The following is a 21,962-nucleotide window of genomic DNA, read 5'->3' as shown; positions in this document are numbered from 1 at the left end:
GTGAGACACAGTAAGAAGCCACTGGTCAGTGGCCTGTCGCAGGAAACGGAGCGCGAGAACGTACACGATTTGTGCAGGGTCCGCGATCTGATGCGCATGGTCGGCGGTCGACGCGTACTGGATGCGCACATTCGGGTTTCGGTGCGCAACGACTACGGAACGTGAGTGCCGGTCTGCGGCGGGGTGCGGTCTAGGGTGTGCCGTGATCCACTGAAAGAGCAGACGTGATGGCGTCCGTACAAGGGCGTAGGACGAAACAGCCGACCCGCAGGGTGTCGGAAGGGGCGTCCACATGGAGATCGTGGTGGATCTTACGCGGTGCCAGGGATACGCCCAGTGTGCTTTTGCCGCTCCGGATGTCTTCGCGATGCGCGGGGACGAGGCGCTGCTGTACGACCCGGATCCGGACCCCGCGCAGCGGGAGAAGGTCGCGCGAGCAGCGGCGGCCTGCCCGGTCCAGGCCATTTTCCTCGACCGTGAGGACGCCGGGCACCGGCTGCCCGTGCCCGAGGCGCAGGTGGCCGCCCCACGCCCTGAGGCGGCGTGCAAGCAGACCGGCAAAATCGTCATTGTCGGGGCGTCTCTGGCTGGCCTGCGCGCTGGACTGGTGCTGCGCCGGGATGGCTTCACCGGCTCGCTGACCATGATCGGGGACGAGCCTGATCCCCCTTATGACCGGCCGCCACTGTCCAAGCAGGCTCTCATGGGACAGATCGATGCGCGTCGGACCGCACTTCCCCGCCGTGAGGAGTTCGACGCACATTGGCGGTTGGGGGTCGCGGCCACGAAGCTCGACCTGGGCGGCAAGCAGGTGGTTCTGGCCGGCGGCGAGAGGGTGGGGTTCGACCGGTTGCTCATAGCCACCGGGGTGCGGGCCCGCCCGTGGCCGAATGAGGCCGAGGCCGGGCTCGACGGGTTGTTCGTGCTGCGCACCCAGGCCGACGCGGAAGCGCTGCGGCGGCGGCTGGAAGCACGACCCGGCCGGGTGCTGGTCGTCGGTGGCGGCTTCACCGGCTGTGAGGTCGCCTCCGCCTGCCGCGAGCTGGATGTGCCGGTGACGGTCACGGAGCGGGGCCTGACCCCGTTGGTCGGGGCGCTGGGCGCGGTGATCGGCGGCGTCGCGGCGCAGATGCTGCGTGACCACGGGGTCGATCTGAGGTGCGGCGTTCAGGTCGAGGCGCTGGAAGGCGATGGGGCCGGGCGGCTGCGGCAGGCCCGGCTGTCCGACGGCAGCGTCCTGGACGTCGATGTGGTGGTGGCCGCGCTCGGCAGCCTCCGCAACGTCGAATGGCTGGAAGGCTCGGGACTGGCGGCAGGTGTGTGGGGTGTGGCGTGCGATGCGGGATGCCGCGCCGTCGACGTCAACGGCGTCGTCACCGACGATGTGTTCGTCGCGGGCGACGTGGCCCGCTGCCCGCACCCCGTCTACGACTACCAGTACCTCTCCCTGGAGCACTGGGGCAACGCCGTCGCCCAGGCCCAGATCGCCGCACACAACATGATCAGCGCCGAGGGCGAACGATGGCCGCACCTGGCACTGCCGGAGTTCTGGTCGACTCAGTTCGGCACCGAGATCAAGTCGGTCGGCGTTCCGACCTATGCCGACCAGCTCGTCATCGCCCAGGGATCGGTGGCCCAGCGCAGGTTCGTCGCCGTCTACGGCTACCACGGGCGCATCACCGCCGCAGTCGCCTTCAATCAGTCCAAGTGGCTGGAGTTCTACGCGGGGTTGATCGACCGGGCGGCGCCCTTCCCGCCGTCCTTCCGCATCACCGACCAGCCCACCGACGCATGGCCGGTCGCGGCCGAGGTTCCGGACCGGCCCACCCCTCACGCCACCGTCGTGGTGACCGGTCACGGACCGAGCGAGCGGCGGGCCACCTTGGTCCGCAGAACGTACCTGTGACCCATGCCCGAGCCGCTGCACGTCCGGACCTCCGAGTTGCGGGAGATGCCCCCATGACCCAGACCAGCACCTGGCAGCAGATCCTCGACTACTCGCACCGCGCCGACCCCTACCCGCTCTACGCCGAACTGCGCAAGACACCCGTGGCACGGATGGAGGACGGGAGCTATGTCGTGAGCACCTACCGGGAGATCGTCGCCCTGCTCCACGACCCACGGCTCAGCTCGGACATGCGAAACCTCCCCGAGTTGGCCGCCGACACGTCGGCCCAAGCGGCCGAAGAGGGCACTCCCACACTCCCGCCCACCTTCATCCAGACCGACCCTCCCGAGCACGACCGGCTACGGCGCCTGCTGACGCGGAACTTCGGCCCGCCCCACCGTCCCGATCGCATCGACAGCATGATTCCCCACCTGTTCGAGATCGTGACCAACGCGATCGACGGCTTCGCGGGGAAGGACCGGTCGGGCACGACCCGGGTCGACATCGTCGACGACTTCGCCTACCCCTTCCCGGTCACGGTGATCTGCCAACTGCTGGGGGTGCCGCGCGAGGACGAAGCACGATTCCAGGCAATGTCCGACGCGGTCGTGCGCGCCACCGACCCGACCACCGGAGGGATCGCGGAGCGGCAGCGCCGACGAGCGGAGGCCATCGCCGTCCTCGGTCAGTACTTCGCCGAGCTCCTCGGCGCCCGCCATGGCCAACGGGGCGACGACCTGCTCTCCGGGCTCCTCAGTGGCGACGGCGACGAGGCGCCGATGTCACCCGAAGAGATACTGAGCAACGCGGCTCTGCTGCTCGTCGCCGGCCACGAGACGACCGTCAACCTCATCACCAACGGCATGCTCACCCTCCTGCGGCACCCCGAGGTGCTGGACCGGCTACGCCGCCGGGACGAACCCGATCTGGCCGCCCGGGTGGTCGAGGAACTCCTGCGCTACGAACCACCGGTGCAGTTTCTGTCCAACAACCGGAACACCCTGGACGACATCGAGATCGCCGGCACCACCATCCCCAAGGGTTCACCGGTCACCCTCGTGCTGGCCGCCGGCAGCCGCGACCCCGACTTCGTCCCGGACCCCGACCGCTTCGACCCCGATCGCGAGCACAACGAGCACCTCGGCTTCGGCGGAGGTATCCACTACTGCTTCGGTGCCCCGTTGGCCCGCCCCGAGACGCAGATCGCCCTCGCCGAGCTGACACACCGGCTGAAGAACCCCCGACTCGTCGCCGACCCACCGCCCTACCGCGCGAGCCCCGGTCTGCGCGGCCCCCGCCACCTCCTGGTCGAGATCGACGGCGTCAACCCCGCCCACCCATGACCGCGCACCGCACCCACCTGGGCACACCCCGCCGTACGTCGACTTCTGGTCCTCACGATGAACGCGTACTGGTAGCCCACCGACCGTGACGTGCCGTCGAGGGTGACGTAGCGCAGGGCAGTGAACTGGGCCTCGATCCGATTCAGCCAGGAGGAGTTGGTCGGCGTGTGGGCGATCTCGACGTGGCAGCGTGAAAGTGCTCGGCCGGCCGCCGGAGTACGTGGGGCAGAGCGCGTCGCGAGGCGTTGAAGTCGTGGATCACATTGCGGACCGGGTCGTCACTGGGGAATGGCACCTCTGCGATCTTCGCGACCGGAATGCCCTGAGCGGACAGCAGCACCATCTGCGCGCCTCGCCAGGTCACCACCGAACCCGTGCCTCGGCGGACTGTCCGAAGCAACCGTCGGCCCTCGTCGTCATCGATCTCGCGAACACGCACTCGTATCGCCACCTGCACAGCTTGGTGGGCCGATGCCACTGGAGCGTCAGGTTCAGGAGGAGTCGTTGGAGCCGGCCGCGAGCGTCTTGCCCACGGCTCCCGACCGGGTGACGCCGTCGACTGCCACACAGATACCAAAGACACGATCGTGGCTGGTCCAGCCGTTGACGCGGCCACGGTTGTTGCTGATCTGCACCCGCTTCCTGGGGAGGTCCACGGACGACACCAAGTGCAAGTAGACCGTCCCTGCGACACGGGCGAGGACGATGTCCCCGACCTCCAACTTCGACGGGTTGACCGGAGCAACGACCACCTGCTGCCGACTGCGTATCAGCGGGACCATCGAGGAGCCGCTGGGCCGGAACGTCACGGTGGCCCCGCCAGCAACCCTGCCTGCCACTGCATCCAGTACGCCCATCCGATGATCGTGGCAGATTCCCCTGCATCACCCCACCGGTTTATTGCTCCGCACTCCACCAGCGAAGGGAATGTCGCCTGATACGGCACTAGCATCTGCGCGCGCAGGTGGTGGAGCGGTTTCTGGACGTGAAGAAGCTTCTGGTAGGCGGATTCAGGACCCAGATCGCCTGTCCTACCAGGAGCTTCCTCGCGCTATTCCATCCCACGGTTGATCGGCAGCAGAGCGCCGTCCAGCATTACGAACGCCTTCGTGTAGGCATCATCCCAGGCTGGGCACCATCCCGGATCGATCTCTGTACGTGAGCTGGGGTCTTCTCAGTTTTAGCGGTTGGCTGCGTTGTTGAGCGTGGCGGCTGGGATGGGCGGGGAGAGGTGCTTCGGGCTCTCGGCCTGGGGGGCTCTGCACTTTGTTCGGGTGGCGTGCAGGTGGTCTGGGCCGCTACTTGAGGAGTGGGGTGCTTGCGTTCTCGGTCGGTCTTGGTCAGGAGAGGGAGGCATGCGTCGCCTCCCTCTCCCGCAGTCTCGCCGGGGTGGCCGACGCCCGCTGACCGGCGCGATGGGGTCGTGTCCGTGAGGTCCCGTAGAGAAGGTGTCAGTGCGCGAGCGCGCTGTGCCCGTAGCTGAACAGCGGTTCGGCGGTGTCGAACGGGACGTCCTCGCGGGAGTCCTCGACGGCCCGCATGGAGGACGGGAGGTCGAAGGGGAGGGTTCCTTCGGCCACCGCGCGGCCGAAGGCCACGTCGAGGACGATGTCGTCGTCGGCGCCGAAGCTGCCCAGGAGCAGGGCTGCCTCGGTGGCGAGCCCGGTGAGGATCGCGGGCCGGTCGAGGTGCACGTCGACGACGGTGGGAACGGTCGCGCACAGCGCCCGCAGCCGGGCCAGTTCGGCGGCGGGAAGTTCGAGGGACCCGGCGTGGAAGTGCTGCTCCAGGAATCCCTCCCGCTTCTCGTACGGGGCGGTCAGGCGCAGCACCGCGAGGTCGGCCTCTTCGGGGCGGTCGACGAGGCGGCCGTACCGGGCGGCCGCCTCGGGGGCGATGTTCTCCACGTAGAGAGCCGGCACCTCGGGCAGTGTCCTCGACGTCTTCGCGCGGCCGGTGAGCTGGACGAGGGACCGCAGCTGGACCCGGCGGCCCAGGAGACGGGTCTCGGCCGCGCCGACCAGGGTGCTTGCCCTGTCGGTGTCGACATAGGGGTCGTCGAAGAGGCCGAGGCGGAACTTGTCGCGCAGGATGCGGCGTACGGAGGTGTCAATGCGTTCTTCGCTGACGGCGCCGGAGCGGACGGCATCGACGATCCAGTCGGGGCGGGTCTCGCCGCCGAGCTGGTCGATGCCGGCGTCGAGCTGCATGATGACCTGCTCGGCGAGGGAGAGGTGTTCCACTCCCCAGTTGCGGGGCGGGAGTTGGACGATGCCGGGGATCTCCATGCCGGTGAGGGAGTTGAAGTCGGTGCACACGACGCCGTCGAAGCCGTAGCGGCCGCGGAGCAGCCCGGTGATCACTTCGCGGTTGAAGTTGGCGGCGACCTCGGGCAGGCCCCTGCCGGTGGGGATCGAGTAGCAGGGCATGACCTGGGCGGTGCCGGCGGCGAACGCCGCTTCCCAGGGCCTGAGGTGGTATTCGAGGTTGTCGCCGGGGAACGCCTGGTACTTGCCGTAGGCGAAGTGGGAGTCCTCCCCGCCCGCCTGCGGGCCGTGGCCGGGGAAGTGCTTGGTCATGCAGGCCACGCTGTCCGGACCCAGGGTGTCGCCCTGCATGCCGCGGATGTAGGCGCCGAGCATTCGCGCGGCGCGGTCGGCGTCCTCGCCGAAGGTGCCGCTGATGCGGGCCCAGCGCGGTTCGGTGGCCAGATCGGCCATCGGATGGATGGCCAAGCGGATTCCGACGGAGCGCAGTTCCCGGGCGGCGGCCGCGGCGAACTCCTCGACGAGTGCCGGATCGTCGGTCGCGGCCAGGCCGATCGGTTCGGGACCCGGGCTGAATCCGCCGTCGGTGTGAGCCGTCATGGGGTTGGCGGTGAATCCGTGGCGGGGGTCGGAGGAGAGGGTCACTGGGATGCCGAGGCGGGTGGCGGCGGCGAGGTCCTGGACGTGGTTGTTCCACGCGGCCATGGTGCCGGCGGAGGGAACCTGGATCATCGCGAAGTGGGTGATGTGCCGCTCGGCTATGAGGTCGGCGCCGGACGGCATGAAGGTGTTGTCTCCGGCGGCCATCCGGCCGTGGCACATCTGACCGGCTTTCTCCTCCAGGGTCATCCGGCCCAGGAGGTCCTCGACGCGGTCGTCGACGGGCAGGCGGGGGTCCTCGTACGGCTCCATGGTGCCGTTGTGGTTGAGGTCGCGAAACGGTGTGCCGTCGGGGTGGAGGAGGTAGGAGGTCACAGTCGTGCCTTTCGTCGCGGGGCGTGGTGGATGGCGGGTGTCAGTCGCGGGTGAGACGGGGGTGCCGGATCAGCGGGGTGAGCGCGACGGCAGCGAGTGCGGCGAGGGTTCCGCCGAGGTAGAGGGCGAAGTAGTTCTTGCCATCGGCCGCCGGTCCGACCGGGTCCGTGCCGAGGCCCAGGAGGAGCGGGGCGAGCAGGGGGGCGATGGACTGAGGCAGGGATTTGGCGATGTTGAACACGCCGAGCCAGCGGGCGGCGTCGGTGCTGGTGGGCATGACGCGCAGGACCAGGGCCATGTCGACGGCGTAGAAAGCGCCGAGACCGATGGCGGCGACGGAGGTGGACAGGTAGATCGGCCACACGGACGCGGACAGCATCTTGATGGTCATGGCGGCAGCCATCAGCAGGCCGGACCCGACGACGAAGGCCCGGTAGGCGCCGGTGCGGGAGGCCAGCTTCCCGAAGACCGCTGCTGCGACGACGTTGCCGACGACGGAGAGCATGCCGGTGGTCGAGACGAGGGCGGCGGCCTCGGCCGTCGACATCTCCAGGCGGGACATCAGGTAATAGAGGCCGAACGTGCCGATCAGGGCGTTGGCGCCCTGGAGCAGGAAGCGCTGCAGCCAGACCGCGGTGAAGGCCGGGGAGGTGCGCGGGTCGAACAGCAGGCTGGTGAAGACCGAGCGCAGGCTCACCGGGGTCCGCCCCCCGGCGGGGACGGCCTTTTCGCCGCGCAGCAGGGTCCACGACACGGTGGCGCCCGCGGCACCGGCGATGCCGGGGATCAGCAGCAGGGCCGCGGTGTTGTCGGGTATGAGGCCGACGAGGAAGAAGGCGGGGAAGACGGAGGCGAACTGGGCGGCTCCGAACAGGCCGGACACGGTGGCCTGTTGCGCGGCCGGCACCCGGTCGGCGATCACGGCCGCGAGAGCGGCGAGCGCCGCGTTGTACGCGGCCTGGGCGAGGATCCAGCCCAGCATCAGCTGGGCGGGCGAGGATGCCGTGGCCATCACCACGGCGGCCGGCAGCCCGGCAACGAGACCGCCGAGGATCCACGGCCTGCGTCTGCCGAAGCGCCCTGTGGTGCGGTCCGACAGATGGCCGAAGACCGGGTTGAGGAGGAACGCGGTGACGGCCCCGGCCGCCATGACGGCGCTCAGCACGCTCTCCTTGGCGTCCGGTGCGATCTCGTTGACCTTCAGGCTGAGCGAGGCGACCAGCGGCATGGCGAAGCCGATCCCGATCAGGAGCTCGGTGAAGACCAGTCCGGCGATGACCCGGCGCGGAGCCGGTACCTCGTGCCCGGGAAGGCGGTCGGAAGGCGGTGGTTCCGGGGCGGGGGTCTTGCGCAGCATGTCGGTCATGCGAGGGGTTCTCCTGCCGGGCGGGAGGGCGACGGGGAGGGGGAGAGGGCGGGTCGAGGCGCCGCAGCGGTGGTCGCGGGCAGGGTGGCCTCGACGGCAGCCTTGGCACGGAAGTCGTGGATGGTCGTGGCCTCGACCCCGCAGCCCAGCAGGAAAGCCTCGGCGCTGCCGTGACGGACCCGCATGGTCTCCAGGAAGACCTCGATCGCTTCGCGCGGGGCCTGGAGCAGCGGCGCGGGAACGATCGGCCGTCCCGCCGCCCCGTACCCCTCGTCGTCGCCCGCGCCGTCGTTCAGGGCGATGCGGTGCCGGCTGGCGAGAGCGGAGAGGATCTCCGGGAGCGCCGTGGCCGTACGGACGTAGTCGTCGGCGATGTTGTCGTCGGGCACTCCCGCGAGTTCCAGCAGCAGCGCCACCAGGAGGCCGGTGCGGTCCTTCCCCGCGGCGCAGTGCACGAGTGCCGCGCCCGGTCCGGCGGCGGCCCGGACCGCGTCGGCCAGGGCCGAGGGGGCGGACTCGGCGAGGGCGGCGTAGAACCGGCCCAGATCGGCGGAGGTCCGCAGGGAAGCGATTCCCGGGCCGGCGACGGCGTCGGTGTCGTCCGGAGCGACGGGAGCCCGGACGACGGTGATGCCTGCCTCTTCGGCGGCGGCCCAGTCGTCGTCGCCGCGCTCGTCGGGGCTGCGCAGGTCCACTACGACGCGGATGCCGTGGGTGTGCAGCTCCCCGACGGTGTCGGCGTTCGCGACGGGATCGGGCTGGGCTGAGCGGAACAGGATTCCCGGGCGGATACGGTCGCCCCGGGGGTCGGCGACGGAGGCCGGGTCGCGGAAGTTCAGCAGCGGCATGGGAGCCTTCCTGAGTCGGGAACTGCATAGAGACGAGTAAGACATCTAGATGTCTATATGCCCTGGGTGGGGTTCCGTGTCGAACTCAGTGGTCGCTCTGCTGAACCTTGGATGAACGGGCAGTTCGCCGGGCCCCCTTCGTACGCGATCACGCAGGTCGCCCGCCATCCCGGCTCGTAGAATCCAGGGGTGTCGAACCGCAGAAGAACCGCCCCGATCTACCTGCAGCTCGCCCGGAAGATCCAGGACCGGATCGACTCCGGCGACCTCCCGGCCGGCTCCCGGCTGCACAGCGAGCCGGAACTGTGCGAGGAGTTCGACGTCAACCGGCTGACAATCCGCCAGGCCATCGCCGAACTCGAACGCGCCGCTTCCGTCGAGATCCGCAGGGGAGTGGGAACGTTCGTCCGCGCCCCCATCGCGCGCGTCTCGATCGCGGTCGACCCGCGAAGCCAGCGCTTCGACCTGGGCAGCCTCACCGCTGCCATCCCCCGCGGGGCGGCCGACGCCGGTGACACAGCGGACAGCGGCGAGCGGATCACCGCCGTCATCCCCGCGCCCCGCACCCCGGCCGACACCGAGGCCGCCAGTCACCTGCGGTGCGACCCCGCCGAACTCTCACGCCTGGAGAGCATCATCGTCATCGGCCCCGAGCCGTGGGGCATCAGCAGCTACTGGCTGAAGTCCTCTCTCCTGCCCGAGGAGTTGTCCGTCCCCGGACGAGTGGACAACGTCGTCCGAGTCCTGGCCCAGAGCGCCGGCATCGTCCTGGAATACGACTGGCGGGCCTTCAGCGCCATCGGAGCCGACATCGGCGACGCCGATCTCCTCGGCGTCCCGGCGGGCACCCCGCTCCTCGTCCGCGAAGGCGTGAGCTGCACCCCAGACGGAGAGCCCGTGCTGTTCGTACGGCGCCGCATCAACGGCGAACGCGCCCGCTTCGTCCTCAACTTCCGCCCGGACGCCGAGGGCTGAGGGAGGGAGCGGACGGCGGTCTGTCCCACAGGCGCGGACCAGGGCGCCCTCGGCGAGCTCCAGACCGAGCGGGAGATCGCCCCGGGAAGTGATCCGGGGCCTGCGGCAGACCCGCGTCAGATGCTGCTCGACCGTACTCACCCGGCAGGCACGTGCGGATGGTCGTGCCGTAGCGCCGCGCCGGGCGACCTCGATGGTCTCGGGGTTGCGGATGGCTGTGCCGGCGAGTGGTCGGTGGTGACCGTCTTCTCGTTGTCGGTGAGTACGTAGGCCGGGATCCCGCCGATCCGGTGGAACGTGGCGTCCGGACACGCGGTGAGCGCCGGGAGCGTCGTGTCCCGTGATCGGTGCTCCGGCCGGGCAACCGGAGTTCGCCGAGTGGGCGGCTTTGCTGGGCGACGACGGCTCAGCGATCCCGTTCTTGCGCTACCTGCCCGAGCGTCTCAGCCCACTCGGTGCACGAGTCGAGACGGCCCTCCGTGAGCGGCTGGGCGAAGCGCCCTCCTTCGTCGCCTTCGAGGGCTACGACACGGTCGCCGTCCTCGCCGATGTGCTGCGTTCTCACGGCACGGACCGGGCGCGCATTGCCGAATCCTGGCCGCGCGTCGCTGTCGAAGGCACCCGCGGGGAGATCCGGTTCTCCCGCACACCGGACATCGGCGTTTGGCAATGGGCTTGGACGTCAGTCCAAGTCGTTGACCGGTATCCGGCGGAACCCGATCGCTTTCGGATCCTTCACGCCAGCTGAGAGAGCAAACAGGTCCGACTGCCAAGACCTGTCCGACTTGAGGCTGTCTACCTGTCGCGCGGGTAGAACCACAGCTCGAAGTCGTATTCGGTCGTCACAGGTACTCCTGGATGGTCGGCCGCTGTAGCACGCGCGGCAAGGGCAGATCGCCGTCAGTGGTGATCACGAGCAGCCCCATCGTCGGATCAGAGGTGCCGGGCAGCTCTTGCTCAACACGCCGGACCTGACAGAGAAGTCGTCACTGACCACGCCGCGCGCAGACCATCGGGGGAGAGCGCCTGTGAGGCCGGCCACGTGCGGGCCAAGGTGGACTTGCCTGCGCCGGAAGCGCCGATGAGCGCGATCAGCCCGTTCTCGATGATCCGGAAGACCTTGGCCCCGATCTTTCATGACTGGCCGTCAGCACTGGTCGACGGCCGATCTGCGTGTGGCGGTGTTCCTCGGGCGTGACGGCGGCCGGACTGTCGCGTCGGAGGGCCGCGCGGGCACCTGGGAGTCGGGAGATTTGCGATGCCGCGACACGACGCGGCCGCCCCCGGTTCGGCCCTGCCTCGTCGTCCCCGAGCACGTGGCGGGGGACGATGGCCGGTGTCAGTGTTGCGGAACGGGATCGGCGGGCGACATGAAGCACGGTGAGGGGCAGGACGCCGGGATCCCTGGTCGGCTGGACCGCAGACTCTTCCTCGCTGCGGCAGCGGGCGGGGCGATGGCTGGCGGTGTGGCAGTGACCGGTTGCCACTCCTCCGGGACCGGCGGGTCCACCCCGCCCGGCGCCGGCCGCCGCGCCGAGAGAGGGGAGAACGCCCGGACGGGGGACTCCGACTGGCGGGTCCGTTCGATGGGACCGCCCGGGGCCATCGAGGGCTATGCCGACAAGGTGAGTGTGTTGCCGGGCGAGGAGCTCGGCCTGCACGTCTCCACCACCGCCCCGGCGTTCCGGGTCTCCGCCTACCGCGTCGGCTGGTACGACGGGGCGCAGGCGCGACTGGTCTGGCGTTCGCACCGTGTTGCCGGGTCGGTCCAGGGCCGTCCCCGGCTGCTCCAGGCCACCCGTACCGTACGGGCGGATTGGCAACGCACACTCCCCGTCCGCACCAGCGGCTGGCCGGAAGGAGCGTATCTCCTCCGGCTGGACTCGGAAGATGCCCACCAGCACTATGTGCCACTGATCGTCCGCTCGGCGAGCGCCGTGGGCAGAATCGTGTTGATGCACGCCCCGGCAACATGGCAGGCGTACAACCTGTGGGGCGGCTACAGCCTTTACCAGGGCGAGAACGGCGCGTACGGCACGCGGTCGCTCGCTGTTAGCTTCGATCGGCCCTACGACGGCAACGGCGCCGAGAAGTTCATGGTTTACGAACGGGCGGTGGTGGTCCTGGCGGAGAAGCTGGGTGTCCCGCTCGCCTACACCACGGGCCTGGACATCCATCGCGACCCCGACATCCTCCACAACGCGGCCGGGGCTGTCTCGCTGGGACATGACGAGTACTGGACGCCGCAGCAACGGGCGTACGTCACCCGGGCGCGCGACACAGGTACGAACGTGGCCTTCCTCGGGGCCAACGCCTGTTTCCGCAGGGTCAGGCTGGAGCCGGACGCCACCGGCGCCGACCGCACCGTCGTCTGCTACAAGACCAACTACCGGAACGACTCGTTTCTCGCCGACCACCCGGACATGCCGACCAACGACTTCCGCCAGCCGCCCGGCGCCTCCCCCGAGTCCTCTCTGACCGGTGTTCTCTACGAGGGCTATCCCGTGGACGCCCCGTATGTCGTCCGCCGGAGCGACCACTGGCTCTTCGAGGGGACAGGCGTGAAGCGAGGAGCCTCCTTCGACCATCTGGTCGGGGTGGAGTACGACCGGGTCACTCCCGGCATGCCCACCCCGGCACCGCTCGAGATCATCGCCCATTCCCCCCTCGTCTGTAAGGGCCGGCCCAGTTACGCCGACTCCGCCTACTACACCGTGCCGAGCGGGGCGGGCGTCTTCGCCTCCGGGACGATGCGATGGGTCGAGGCTCTGATGGCGGGAACCCGCGAGAACGGACGCAACCACGGCATGGACGCTCGTACGGGAGCTTTCGTCACCCGCAGCACGGAGAATCTGCTCCACGCCTTCGCGGCGGGCCCGTGCGGCCGGAACAGGCCAAAGCCCAGGGATGATGTGAGAGACGTGTACGCGTCCGCACCACGCTGACACCCAGCGGTACCACTCCGCCGTAGAACACCTTTCGCCACGGGCGAAGTCGAGCACAGCCGGATCGTGCGGCCACAGGCTAAGGGCTGTCCCGCTTTCCCACGACAAGTCTTATCAGGCCACTTGGTAGGGTTTGCGTTTTGAGCGGCTGACAGATCTGCGGCCCTTGGACTCCGGGGAGGGCCAGATGACATTGAAGCTCGTGTACGAGAATGTGGGTACACCGGATCTGTACCGGCGTGGCCTCCGCCCTGAAACGGCGCCGCTTGGGGTGCTGCTCGTAGACATCGAGGCCGACCTGGTCATCCGGGATGGTGACCAGGTGGTGATGGCGGAGGGGCTGTTCCCCGTGGCTGAACTGGCGCGCGCCCTGGTGGGCTGGCTGGACGGCGACCGCGATGACTTCGAGTTCGACTCGATGTCCTACGCGGAATCGGGCGAGGTGCGGATCGCGGGATCTGCCGAGGGATGGCGGGTCGGCTCCGTCTCCGCGCCAGGCTCGTGGACCTCGCCAGTCGGCTGGGATGTGCTCGTGGCGGAGATCGCACAATTCGTGACGGCCGTCCGCAAGGACGTGGTGGCGCTTGGCGTCGAGCCCGGCCTGATCCCCGTCCTTTGAGGCAGGCCCGGTAGCGCTCCGACCGATGGATGATCTTGCCATGTTGGGTGTGATCACTGCGTCGGAGCCGTCATGGATAGTGCCGTTCACGGGAATGAGTCCGTGCTGCTTCAGCAAGTTGGTATCCGCGTTGCAGCGTGAGGGTGCCGACGAGATCCGGCGAGGACGCCCCTGTAGCCTGCCACTGTCGGATCGCATTCTGCTGGTGGCGACTTACTGGCGCAAGAATCTGACGATGCGGCAGCTCGCCCCGCTCTTCGGTGTCTCCGAGTCCGCAGCCGGCCGCATCATCGACCATCTCGGCCCGCTGCTGGCCCTGCGACCCCGACGCCGCTTCGCCAAGGACACCGTCCTGATCGTCGACGGCACCCTCCTACCCACGCGCGACCACACGGTTGCTGAGCAGTCGAAAGACTACCGGTACTCCACCAACCACCAAGTCGTCATCGACGCCGGCAGTCGCTTGGTCGTCGTGGTCGGCGAACCTTTGCCAGGCAACCGCAACGACTGCAAGGCGTGGGCGGAGTCCGGGGCCAAGGCCGGCGTAGGCAACACGACGACGATTGCCGACGGCGGCTACCCGGGCACCGGGCTCGTGATGCCCCACCGACGCCGGAAAGTCGAAGACCTGCCCGAGTGGAAGCAGGCGCACAACAAGTCCCACAAGCAAGTACGCGCCCGCGTCGAGCATGTCTTCGCAAGGATGAAGACCTGGAAGATCCTGCGCGACTGCCGCCTCAATGGCGACGGCGTCCACCACACCATGAGTGGTTTCGCGCGACTGCACAACCTGAACATCACCGGATAGGGGAGCGAGCCGTCAGCGCAACGGTGTTCGCACCCCTCAGGTGATCATTGCGGGACAAGCCTCGCCGCCCTCGCCGACCCACGATCGAGGGCCTACTACGACAAGAAGATCAGCCAGGGCAAACACCACACCCAAGCACTCCTCTGCCTCGCCCGCCGGCGAGCAGACGTCCTCTTCGCGATGCTCCGCGACGGCACCTTCTACGAACCCCGACCTGCCCCATCACCTTGACCAAACCCATAGGGGCACCCCCGGGCGCTGCGCCGCGAGCAGCGCACTGACAACGGGCTGTCGGTGCCGTGTGCTTGGATCGCCGCCATGACGAAGGACGACGACATCCAGCAGACCCCGGAGGGCTCCGCCGAGCTGTGGATCGGGGCGGTGCCCTCCCTCGGGCCCGGTGGGCGTGATGTGTTTCTGGGGCTCGGTTCGCACGCCGACGAGCCCGGAGCCCGGCTGGCGCGGCTTCTTCTCGACCGGGGGCACGAGGGTGAGGAGGGCGTTTTCTATCTGCTGCCGGAAGATCTGGCCGCCCGCTACGAGCGGACCGGTGACCGGCTCGCGGTGACGCTCCTCGCCCGCCGGGACGTCCTCGCCCACAGCCTCCGGGCGCGCCCGGAGGAGGGGCGCGTACTGCCCGGAGCACTGCCCTCCGATCCGCTCGACGCCGACCGGGTCGTCCTGCTCCGCCGCGAGCTGACCACCGGCTTCGTCCCCGTCGAGCAGGGCGGGGAGTTCCAGCCGGTCCTCCTCGTCGACCACACCGCCGGTCCGGATGCCGGGCCCGAGAAGCTGATCGCCCTGTTCGAGGAGGGCGAGGCGGGCATCGCCGTACTCAACGCGGAACTGCTGCCGGACCGGGCCTGACGTTCCAGTGCAGGACGGTTCGGTCGGGGCCGAAACGTCCCGTCGGTAGCGTGCCGAACGCAGCCCGCCGGCAGCGAACCGGCCCCGCCAGGTGCGCACCGTGTCGACGTGCATGCGCGTCTGCGCGGCTATCCGGGCGTTGGAGCGCCCGCGGGCCGCCAGCAGCACGATGGTTGCCCGCTGCCGGGCCTGATGCGGTCTTGCGGCCGTAGGCCATCTTCTTCAGCCGGTGGCGCTCGCAGCCGCGCCAGACCCGCTACTGAGCCGAAGCACGGTAGGCGTCACAGAGGCAGGTTTCTGTCACCAAGGTCGATAGCGGAGGCAGGGTACCGGGCAGGGGGTAGCGTTCCGGCATGACGTCAGCGCTGCCTCGGTTCCCGCTGTATCCGATCCGTGGCGTGTGTGTCCTGCATCAGAAGCAGAACTGCGCGCCACATTTCGCGGAGATAGAGGTGGATTTCGAGCCCGCAGCCGAGGGTTTCGCCTTCGAGGTAGCCCAAGAGCTGACGGTGGAGTACGAACCTGTCGAAAACTTGCCACGCTTCTTCGCCGCTGCTGCTGTGGGGATCGAGGAGCAGCTGAGCTTGCCCGAGCACGGAGTTGTGATCGCCACTCGGGTGGTGCTGCGGGGTGCCCGCGCTGATACGTTCGGCTCTCACGAACTGGCGTTCAAAATCGCGGGCTACCTTGCCGCCCGCAAGGCTTTGGCGCGCGCGTTGCCCGCGACTCTGAGCGCTGTTCCTTGCGACGGCGGGTAGCTCAGCCCTCACTGTCAGCCGGACCTCAGGTGGCAACAGGCGTGCCGTCGTGGACGGGGTGACAAGTAGCGCGCCGACTTGGTGACCACTCCCGTGCTTCGGTCAAGCGAAACCCCAGGTCAGTACCAACCTTGGTGACAGCTTTCGTGCTTCGGCACAGCAGGTGAGCCGAGTCGCGATGGTTGTCACAGAGGCAAGCTTGTGGGGACCACGTTGGGCCCTTCGTGACGGCGGTGGACACCCGTGCTGGAGCATGATCGGCAACGAGAAGGGGGCCACCCCTGTCGGGTGACTTCTTGCCCGGCTCTGTGCGGGATGTGAGTGTCCCAGCGAGGGGCACTAGGGGGGCCGATAGCGTGTGCGTCACCGGGCCCTGCTGGCCCGTGTCCCTGACAGGCGCGGTTCAGAAGGGCCCGGCCCTTGTGTGATGGCAGGCCAGGTTTCTTCGTCCAGCAGGAAGTACGGTGTCGATGGCGGTTGTGGGCTTCGCCCTCACCAGCCTGCTCGCACCCGGTGACGCACTACGAGGCGGCGGCAGTTGACCGAGCCGACCGACCCGTCGATCCTGATCATCCCGACCGACCCGGAACCACCGTGCCCTGGAGCTGACATGGCTGACATGATCGTGCCCGACCCCGTCACGCGCGACATTCTCGCGATCTTCGAGAACGTGCGATCCCGGCTGTTCGAGCGTGTGAAGGACCTGACCGACGCCGAGTACCGCTGGGAGCCGGTGAGCGACTGCATCAGCATCCGCCCCGGCGACGACGGCGTCTTCCGCGTCGCCACGCTATTTCCGGAATCGAGTCCGGAGGCACCGGACCCCTTCACGACGATCGCCTGGCGCATCTGGCACATAGGCAGCCTCTGCCTGCGCGGCTATGTGATCCACTTCTTCGAGGACGTCCCCGAGCTCGGCGACCGCCACGAGTGGCCGGGCACCGCGAAAGAGGGCGTCCAGGCGCTCGCCGAGGACTGGGAGCACTTCATCTCCCGTATCGCAGCCCTCGGCGACAAGCGCCTGCTGGCGCCGATAGGCATGGGCCCCGGCGGTTGGGCCGACGAGACCTATCTGAAGCTCGCGCTGCACGCTCTGAAAGAGGTCACACATCACGGCGGTGAGATCGGCCTGCTGCGCGACCTGTACCTGCGTGAAGGCGTCTGATTTGGCGGTGGGCGACCTTGTCCGGCGGCCGGGGTGCGGATGGCCAGGTCGTCGATCCGGTGGCGCTCGTCGAGATCGATGACGTCGTGGGGCACCGGGTGCCCTGGGCGCTGTGGTCGGCCTCGGTGGCCTGGAACCGGTAGGAGTCGGTGCCGGTCTGGATCAGAGTGCATCGGAAGGTGATCCGGTCGGCGATGGCCGCGCAGAGCCGGGGTTCGATGAAGATCGAGTCCCACTCGTTGAACGGGGAGTTCGTCGCGACCGCGGTGGCCTTGTGTTCCTCCCGCTCAGTGAAAATCTGGAACAGTAGTTTGGCGCCCTTCTTGTCCAGGTTCAGGTATCCGAACTCGTCCAGACACAGAAGGTCGACCTTGCTGTAGCGGGCGATCACCGAGGACAGGCGCTTGGCCGCATCCGCCTCGGCGAGTTCGTTCACCAGCGCAGAGGTGGTGGTGCAGCGGACGGTCAGGCCGGTTTCGGCGATCACCGTACCGATCCCGATCAGCAGATGGCTCTTGCCCGTACCGGAGTCGCCGATAAGGACCAGCGGGCGCCCGTCCTGCACCCAGGTCGGGTTCTTCAGCTCGCCGATGGTCTCGGGTGTGACGTTGGGGTTCTTCTCGAACTGAAAGAGCTCCAGCCGCTTGGGGCGGGGGGAACTTCGCCTGCCGGATCAGCCTCTGCTGGCGGCGGACATCCCGGTCGGCGCGCTCAATCTGCAGCAGGTCCAGCAAGAACTGCTTGTAGGAGGTCTGCTCGCGCCGCGCGGCGGTGGCGGCCTCGACGAACCGTTCCCGCATGGCCGGAAGCCGAAGGTCCCGGCAGAGCCCGTCGATGGCCGCGTCCTCGGGATCGCCCAGCGGCATCCTGGTCGGCGGGACCTGCCCGTCCACGGGCGTCTCGGTGTCGGCGGTCTTGGTGGGGGTCATGCGCTTGTGCCCTTCTGCTTCGGCGGCGACGCCGCCGTGCGCGTGGTGGTGACCGGCTTCAGCAGCCGGTCGTACTTGCTCATGTCCGGCAGCCCCGGCCGTAGATCCGGCGGCATGCGTTTGGTGTGCAGGGAGATCACCTTCGCTCCGGCGCCCGCCTGCTCACCCCGGCCGCTTTCGTCTTCCACGGCGTCGCTGCCGGTCACAGCGACGATGTCGGCGGCAGAGCCTTCGGCTTCCTCGGTGTTCTCGATCGCCTTGCGGGCCTCGATCGCCACCAGGTCGGTGCTGATCGCGCCAACCTTCAACACGGTGGCCATACCCGCAATCACCGCCGCCGCGGGCAACTGACGGTGCAGCAACAGCACCTCGATCAGCATCCGGGTGCCCTCGCGGTTACCGCACCGCTTCTTCGCTGCCGCCCAGAACGCCTCGTGGGTCTTGGTGAACACACCCTCGGCGCGGGCCTGCGACAGTGCTGCTGCACCGGCGAACGCACCGGGCTTGACCAGCAGGATCTTCAGGTAGTCGTCGAGGATGTCATGGCAGGTGTAACGCCTGGTCAAACGCGGGTGGCGGGCGACGACCTTCCGCCCGTCGAAGATCCACACCTCGTTTGCCTTCAGCTTCACCCGCACCTTCATGCCGATGAACCGGGCCGGCACCGAGTAGTAGCACTGGCGCACGGTGACACGGCCGTTGCGGTGCACCACCGGCGTCAGGTCGATCCCGGTGTCGTACTCGTCCGTCGGCAGCGGGCTCAGCAGCGGCCTCTCGGCCTCGAAATCGAAACCGATCGAGGTCGGACGCCCGTGGATGTGCCGGGCGTCCTCCTCGGCGTCGATCGCCGCCAGGAGCTCGTTCAGCTCGGCGAGAGACTCCACCTCCGGGGCCGGGACCAGGTGACGGCGGCGGAAGCGTCCGCCCTCCTGCTCGACGCCACCCTTCTCGTGGGCGCCTTCTTCTCCTGGGACGCAGTAGAAAGGCGTGAAGCCATACCACGACCGGAACGCAGCCCAGCGCGCCGACTTGGTGCGCGAACAGCCGAACAACACCTGATTGACCGCCGGCTTGAGGTTGTCGTAACGGATGCGGACCGTCGGCGTTCCTCCGAGCGCGGTGAACGCCTCCACGTGTCCTTCCAGGAAGGCTTCCTGCGAGCCGGTCGCGTAGACACTTCTCTGTACTTCACTCCGACGAGTGAAGTACAGAGCAAGGTGCCGCCCCGGTCCAGTCCGGGTGGGCTGGACCAGGGCGCATGCGGGATCTGGGCGGCACCGCGCCCGTGGGCACACTGTCTTTGTCGCGCCTCCGTCGATGATGTGGTCCGCCCCGGTGGTGCTGCCGGCGAGGGGCGAGGCGAGGTAGGCGACGAGGGCGGCGACCTCGTCGGGGCTTACGAGCCTGCCGGTGACCATGCCCATTGCGGTCGGCGGGTTCGCAGGATGGCGGGCACGTCGGCGGCAGTCACCGTGCCCTCGGCCGCCAGGACGGCCAGCAACTTGTCGTCGCCATGCACCAGGAGCCGGCCCCGCAGTCGCTTGGCAGACGTCCGCACCAGCAGTGCGGGGAGCGCGGCCTTGAGGGCTTCCTCCCGCCACTGGTGGGCCCGGGAGTCAAAGTCGTCTGGGCTCTTCGCCGGGGTGCACAGGGCCTCGATCACCGTCTTGAGGGCTTCCTTGGGGAGGTCCTCGCTCATCGCGAGATCCCGCCACAACGGGTACGTACGGGCATTGACCATCCTCGGACCCCCTCCCACTCCTGACCCGGCGTCATCGCCCGGTCGCTATCCGTGGAATGACCGTACGGCGCAGCCGGGCCCGAGCGGGCGCGGTCCATGAAGTCGCCTCGCTCTCGTGTGCTGACCCGGGCCGCGGCGGGTCAAGAGCGGGGGATGAGTTCGGGCTTCGAGGAGACAGCGGTGTGCGGCCACATCACCGCGCCAGGAACCCGAATGTGACCGGCATGGCCGTGCTCTGCCTGGTGGGCCGCGTGGACGCGGTCCAGGAGCGCGGTCAGGGCAGTCGGCTCGAAGGTCGCTCAGTGGCTTTCGGTCAGTTCGTGGATCAGGGTGCTGACCCAGATGCAGCCGAAGGTGCGGTGGGCGTAGTCGATCGCGGCGAGCACCAGGGCCTGGCAGGCGGTCATGTTGGCGGCCGCTACAGGGCTCAGGGCCCGGCGGGTGAGGTCGTCGTCGTCCAGGGTGAGGCGGCCGCAGTCGCAGAACCCCATGCGCTGGGCCAGAGCGAGGGATTCCTCCTGGAGGAGGAGGTCGGCGATGGCGTCGACGGCCACGAAGCCGAAGTCGATCGCGACCTGGTAGGCGTGATGGCACACGGTCGGGGTCGGCGGCGAACTCATTGGTCAGCGGTGCGTGGGGGCGGGTGACAGCTGGCGGCCGCGGTGCGCGACGGCGAGGGCGTGAGGACGGCATACCGCGTTCAACAGGTCCGACGCGCGGACGGACACCGCTGCTTCCCCCGCTTGGCCCACCGCGCACATCTCGCCTGTCTCGGGACCATCCCCGCGGGTGTGGGGAGCAGCGCTTGATCGCCCGGCGCGGGGGTGCGCTCGCCGCTGCTCCCCGTACCCGCGGGGATGGTTCCTTGGCACGGCTTGTGGGCAGCACGGGACGACGAGGGTGTCTCCTTCGCCGAGGGAGTCGAGCGCCTTCCGCAGTTCCTCGCGCTCGGCATTCTTACCGAACTTCGTTCTTCTTCTTTCGGGTGTTCTGCCGCTCTGTGACGTAACTTAGGGATTCTTGAAGCGTTCTCACCTCGTCCGACCGATCCACAGTCTGACTGAAGGCGAGGAGGCTCGGGTTGGCAGCGCTGGCGGTCGTACGAGACCTGCGCGAGCACTGGGCGCCCGCGTCGGCGGAGGAGCTGGAGCAGTACGAGACCGACGTGCTGTCGGGGTTCGTGCTCGCGCGGGCCTCGGCGGTCCTGGCGGACGGCACGACCCGCAGGAACGTCGGGCACCTGAAGCGGATCAGGACCTGGTTCGGTCGCCCGTTGTGGGACATGGAGTCGGCCGCCGCCGACGCGTACTTCGGTCATCGCGGAGTTGGAGCGGGACGGCCGGTTGACCAACGTGGAGCTGGCCAACCGCATCGGGCTCACGCGGGTCCTAGTCTGAGGCGGGTGCAGCGCCTGGAGGCCGACGGGGGTGATCCGCAGCTACCGGGCCGTCATCGACCCAGCGGCCATGGGGCACTCCTTCGAGGTGCTGATCAATCGGACGCTGGAAGCGCAGGATGCGGAGACCGTGGAGCGTTTCGAGGGAACGCTCGCGCAAGCGGAGGAGGTGCTGGAGCTGCGCAGGTTGTTCGGCACGCCCGACTACTTCGTCCGTGTAGCGGTCGCCGACCTGGGTGCGTACGAGGCGTTCCTTAGCCGGCGTGTGATGACCATCCCCGGGTCAAGGGCGACACATCGCACTTCACGATGAAGACCGTGAAGCCGGGATTTCTTTGTCATTCCAGCGGCGTCGTCATGGTGGGTAGGGCCAACGCAGCAACTGCGGTTCTCGCGCGCGGTACGGGGCGGCACGGCCGCCGCCTGCCACCCGACGCCGGTTGCACACGGCTCGCTCCGAGCGCTCCCTTCGTCGGTGTCGACCCGCTGCAAGGACGGGAGAGTGATCGACTTTAACCAACGCCCCATTAGTCGACACGATCGTCGAGCAAATCTGGATAAGCTCGTTCGCTCCAACTCGAATAGGAGTTAGGTCACATGAAGAAGCGTTTCTTGCTGAGTCTCGTTACGGCCACAGTGGCCGCCTCGGCATTGGCCACAGGGGCTGCGGCCACGGCTAACGCAACCGGTCCCCGCAACTCGCCCGCTCCAGCTATGACCCCTGCCGGTGACGGTGCCTGCGACCTGGGATATGTGTGCGGATGGCAAAACCCCTTCTTCGAGGGGCCAAGGAACCTGTACACCACGACACCCACAGATTGCGTCAATACGGCGGCCGTGGTGCAATCAATCACCAATGCGACCGGGAGGCCGCTGAGGGTGTGGAGCGATTCGAACTGCACGGGTGCTAGCGATGTGGTAGATCCGAACCAGTCCGTTGGGAATTTCAGCTACACCATCTATTCGGTTTCCAACGCCTAACCTCGAATTTTCGTGACGGTCCGCCGACGGGGTCGGTGGACCGTTTTCGTGCCGTGGGCTGAGGTTGTGCAGGCCGAGGGCCCGAGTGTCG

At 68.4% G+C, this 21,962-nt stretch carries 20 protein-coding genes and 7 pseudogenes; 14 read left to right on the top strand and 13 right to left on the bottom strand.

The window, feature by feature from the left end; genetic code table 11:
• The first annotated feature begins 292 nt into the window (after positions 1–292).
• Positions 293–1,906 (top strand): FAD-dependent oxidoreductase, encoded by a 1,614-nt coding sequence (locus tag ACFV8T_RS38250; RefSeq protein ID WP_385336497.1) that lies wholly within the window; start codon positions 293–295, stop codon positions 1,904–1,906.
• 53 nt (positions 1,907–1,959) lie between these two features.
• Positions 1,960–3,231: a cytochrome P450 gene (locus tag ACFV8T_RS38245; RefSeq protein WP_385336495.1), complete on the top strand. Its 1,272-nt coding sequence runs from the start codon at positions 1,960–1,962 to the stop codon at positions 3,229–3,231.
• A 177-nt stretch (positions 3,232–3,408) separates the two neighbouring features.
• Here ACFV8T_RS38245 and ACFV8T_RS38240 read toward each other — a convergent pair.
• The 5 genes and pseudogenes from ACFV8T_RS38240 to ACFV8T_RS38220 all read right to left on the bottom strand — a co-directional run.
• Positions 3,409–3,682 (bottom strand): annotated as a pseudogene (locus ACFV8T_RS38240) (IS630 family transposase); the annotation flags it as partial.
• 40 nt (positions 3,683–3,722) lie between these two features.
• On the bottom strand, positions 3,723–4,088 hold the full coding sequence (locus ACFV8T_RS38235; protein ID WP_385336493.1) for a S26 family signal peptidase: 366 nt from the start codon (positions 4,086–4,088) through the stop codon (positions 3,723–3,725).
• Positions 4,089–4,682: 594 nt separating this feature from the next.
• Complete coding sequence (locus tag ACFV8T_RS38230) at positions 4,683–6,473, bottom strand: glycoside hydrolase family 3 protein (protein WP_385336491.1); 1,791 nt, start codon at positions 6,471–6,473, stop codon at positions 4,683–4,685.
• Positions 6,474–6,513: 40 nt separating this feature from the next.
• Positions 6,514–7,839, bottom strand: a complete 1,326-nt coding sequence (locus ACFV8T_RS38225) for an MFS transporter (protein ID WP_385336489.1) — start codon at positions 7,837–7,839, stop codon at positions 6,514–6,516.
• Positions 7,836–8,687: a tyrosine-protein phosphatase gene (locus ACFV8T_RS38220; protein WP_385336488.1), complete on the bottom strand. Its 852-nt coding sequence runs from the start codon at positions 8,685–8,687 to the stop codon at positions 7,836–7,838. Before ACFV8T_RS38220 ends, ACFV8T_RS38225 begins: the two co-directional genes overlap by 4 nt.
• Positions 8,688–8,876: 189 nt before the next feature.
• Between ACFV8T_RS38220 and ACFV8T_RS38215 the strand changes: the two genes are divergently transcribed.
• Positions 8,877–9,662, top strand: a complete 786-nt coding sequence (locus tag ACFV8T_RS38215; RefSeq protein WP_385336486.1) for a GntR family transcriptional regulator — start codon at positions 8,877–8,879, stop codon at positions 9,660–9,662.
• A 136-nt stretch (positions 9,663–9,798) separates the two neighbouring features.
• On the opposite strand, the pseudogene ACFV8T_RS38210 reads toward ACFV8T_RS38215, so the two are convergent.
• Positions 9,799–10,000, bottom strand: a pseudogene (locus ACFV8T_RS38210) (IS21 family transposase); the annotation flags it as partial.
• A gap of 5 nt (positions 10,001–10,005) precedes the next feature.
• On the opposite strand from ACFV8T_RS38210, the pseudogene ACFV8T_RS38205 reads away from it, so the two are divergent.
• The 6 genes and pseudogenes from ACFV8T_RS38205 to ACFV8T_RS38180 form a co-directional block, all read left to right on the top strand.
• Positions 10,006–10,410, top strand: a pseudogene (locus tag ACFV8T_RS38205) (ABC transporter substrate-binding protein); the annotation flags it as partial.
• Positions 10,411–11,032: 622 nt separating this feature from the next.
• On the top strand, positions 11,033–12,607 hold the full coding sequence (locus ACFV8T_RS38200) for a N,N-dimethylformamidase beta subunit family domain-containing protein (protein ID WP_385336484.1): 1,575 nt from the start codon (positions 11,033–11,035) through the stop codon (positions 12,605–12,607).
• Positions 12,608–12,794: 187 nt separating this feature from the next.
• Positions 12,795–13,226: a hypothetical protein gene (locus ACFV8T_RS38195; RefSeq protein ID WP_385336482.1), complete on the top strand. Its 432-nt coding sequence runs from the start codon at positions 12,795–12,797 to the stop codon at positions 13,224–13,226.
• Between the two features lie 40 nt (positions 13,227–13,266).
• Positions 13,267–14,034 (top strand): transposase, encoded by a 768-nt coding sequence (locus tag ACFV8T_RS38190; protein WP_385336609.1) that lies wholly within the window; start codon positions 13,267–13,269, stop codon positions 14,032–14,034.
• Positions 14,035–14,100: 66 nt separating this feature from the next.
• Positions 14,101–14,265: pseudogene (locus ACFV8T_RS38185) on the top strand (IS110 family transposase); the annotation flags it as partial.
• Between the two features lie 87 nt (positions 14,266–14,352).
• The gene (locus tag ACFV8T_RS38180; RefSeq protein WP_385336480.1) at positions 14,353–14,901 is read left to right on the top strand and encodes a hypothetical protein; all 549 of its coding nucleotides are present in this window, start codon (positions 14,353–14,355) and stop codon (positions 14,899–14,901) included.
• A 102-nt stretch (positions 14,902–15,003) separates the two neighbouring features.
• Here ACFV8T_RS38180 and ACFV8T_RS38175 read toward each other — a convergent pair.
• Positions 15,004–15,069, bottom strand: a pseudogene (locus ACFV8T_RS38175) (hypothetical protein); the annotation flags it as partial.
• A gap of 185 nt (positions 15,070–15,254) precedes the next feature.
• On the opposite strand from ACFV8T_RS38175, the gene ACFV8T_RS38170 reads away from it, so the two are divergent.
• Both ACFV8T_RS38170 and ACFV8T_RS38165 read left to right on the top strand, forming a co-directional pair.
• Positions 15,255–15,659 (top strand): hypothetical protein, encoded by a 405-nt coding sequence (locus tag ACFV8T_RS38170; protein WP_385336478.1) that lies wholly within the window; start codon positions 15,255–15,257, stop codon positions 15,657–15,659.
• Between the two features lie 538 nt (positions 15,660–16,197).
• Positions 16,198–16,824: a DinB family protein gene (locus ACFV8T_RS38165; RefSeq protein WP_385336476.1), complete on the top strand. Its 627-nt coding sequence runs from the start codon at positions 16,198–16,200 to the stop codon at positions 16,822–16,824.
• Here ACFV8T_RS38165 and ACFV8T_RS38160 read toward each other — a convergent pair.
• The 6 genes and pseudogenes from ACFV8T_RS38160 to ACFV8T_RS38135 all read right to left on the bottom strand — a co-directional run bounded on the left by ACFV8T_RS38160 (position 16,763) and on the right by ACFV8T_RS38135 (position 20,114).
• Complete coding sequence (locus tag ACFV8T_RS38160) at positions 16,763–17,416, bottom strand: ATP-binding protein (protein ID WP_385336607.1); 654 nt, start codon at positions 17,414–17,416, stop codon at positions 16,763–16,765. The two genes, ACFV8T_RS38165 and ACFV8T_RS38160, sit on opposite strands and share 62 nt — an antisense overlap.
• Positions 17,417–17,537: 121 nt before the next feature.
• A pseudogene (locus ACFV8T_RS38155) lies at positions 17,538–17,624 on the bottom strand (hypothetical protein); the annotation flags it as partial.
• 125 nt (positions 17,625–17,749) lie between these two features.
• Entirely contained in the window at positions 17,750–18,886 is a 1,137-nt protein-coding gene (locus tag ACFV8T_RS38150; protein WP_385336604.1) for a hypothetical protein, read from the bottom strand.
• 222 nt (positions 18,887–19,108) lie between these two features.
• Positions 19,109–19,171, bottom strand: a pseudogene (locus tag ACFV8T_RS38145) (hypothetical protein); the annotation flags it as partial.
• Entirely contained in the window at positions 19,150–19,494 is a 345-nt protein-coding gene (locus tag ACFV8T_RS38140) for a hypothetical protein (RefSeq protein ID WP_385336474.1), read from the bottom strand. The pseudogene ACFV8T_RS38145 and the gene ACFV8T_RS38140, both read right to left, overlap by 22 nt.
• 299 nt (positions 19,495–19,793) lie before the next feature.
• Positions 19,794–20,114, bottom strand: coding sequence for a hypothetical protein (locus ACFV8T_RS38135; RefSeq protein ID WP_385336472.1), 321 nt, complete (start codon positions 20,112–20,114; stop codon positions 19,794–19,796).
• A gap of 705 nt (positions 20,115–20,819) precedes the next feature.
• Between ACFV8T_RS38135 and ACFV8T_RS38130 the strand changes: the two genes are divergently transcribed.
• The 3 genes from ACFV8T_RS38130 to ACFV8T_RS38120 all read left to right on the top strand — a co-directional run bounded on the left by ACFV8T_RS38130 (position 20,820) and on the right by ACFV8T_RS38120 (position 21,871).
• On the top strand, positions 20,820–20,891 hold the full coding sequence (locus tag ACFV8T_RS38130) for a hypothetical protein (protein WP_322110728.1): 72 nt from the start codon (positions 20,820–20,822) through the stop codon (positions 20,889–20,891).
• 30 nt (positions 20,892–20,921) lie between these two features.
• Positions 20,922–21,203, top strand: coding sequence for an Lrp/AsnC family transcriptional regulator (locus tag ACFV8T_RS38125; protein WP_385336470.1), 282 nt, complete (start codon positions 20,922–20,924; stop codon positions 21,201–21,203).
• A gap of 284 nt (positions 21,204–21,487) precedes the next feature.
• Positions 21,488–21,871, top strand: a complete 384-nt coding sequence (locus ACFV8T_RS38120) for a peptidase inhibitor family I36 protein (RefSeq protein ID WP_385336468.1) — start codon at positions 21,488–21,490, stop codon at positions 21,869–21,871.
• Positions 21,872–21,962 lie beyond the last annotated feature (91 nt).

Origin of the sequence: Streptomyces sp. NPDC059832 (genome assembly GCF_042731715.1) — a bacterium.
Taxonomy (GTDB): domain Bacteria; phylum Actinomycetota; class Actinomycetes; order Streptomycetales; family Streptomycetaceae; genus Streptomyces.
Note: the sequence above shows the minus strand (reverse complement) of the source record. Positions and strands in the feature narration are given on the sequence as shown.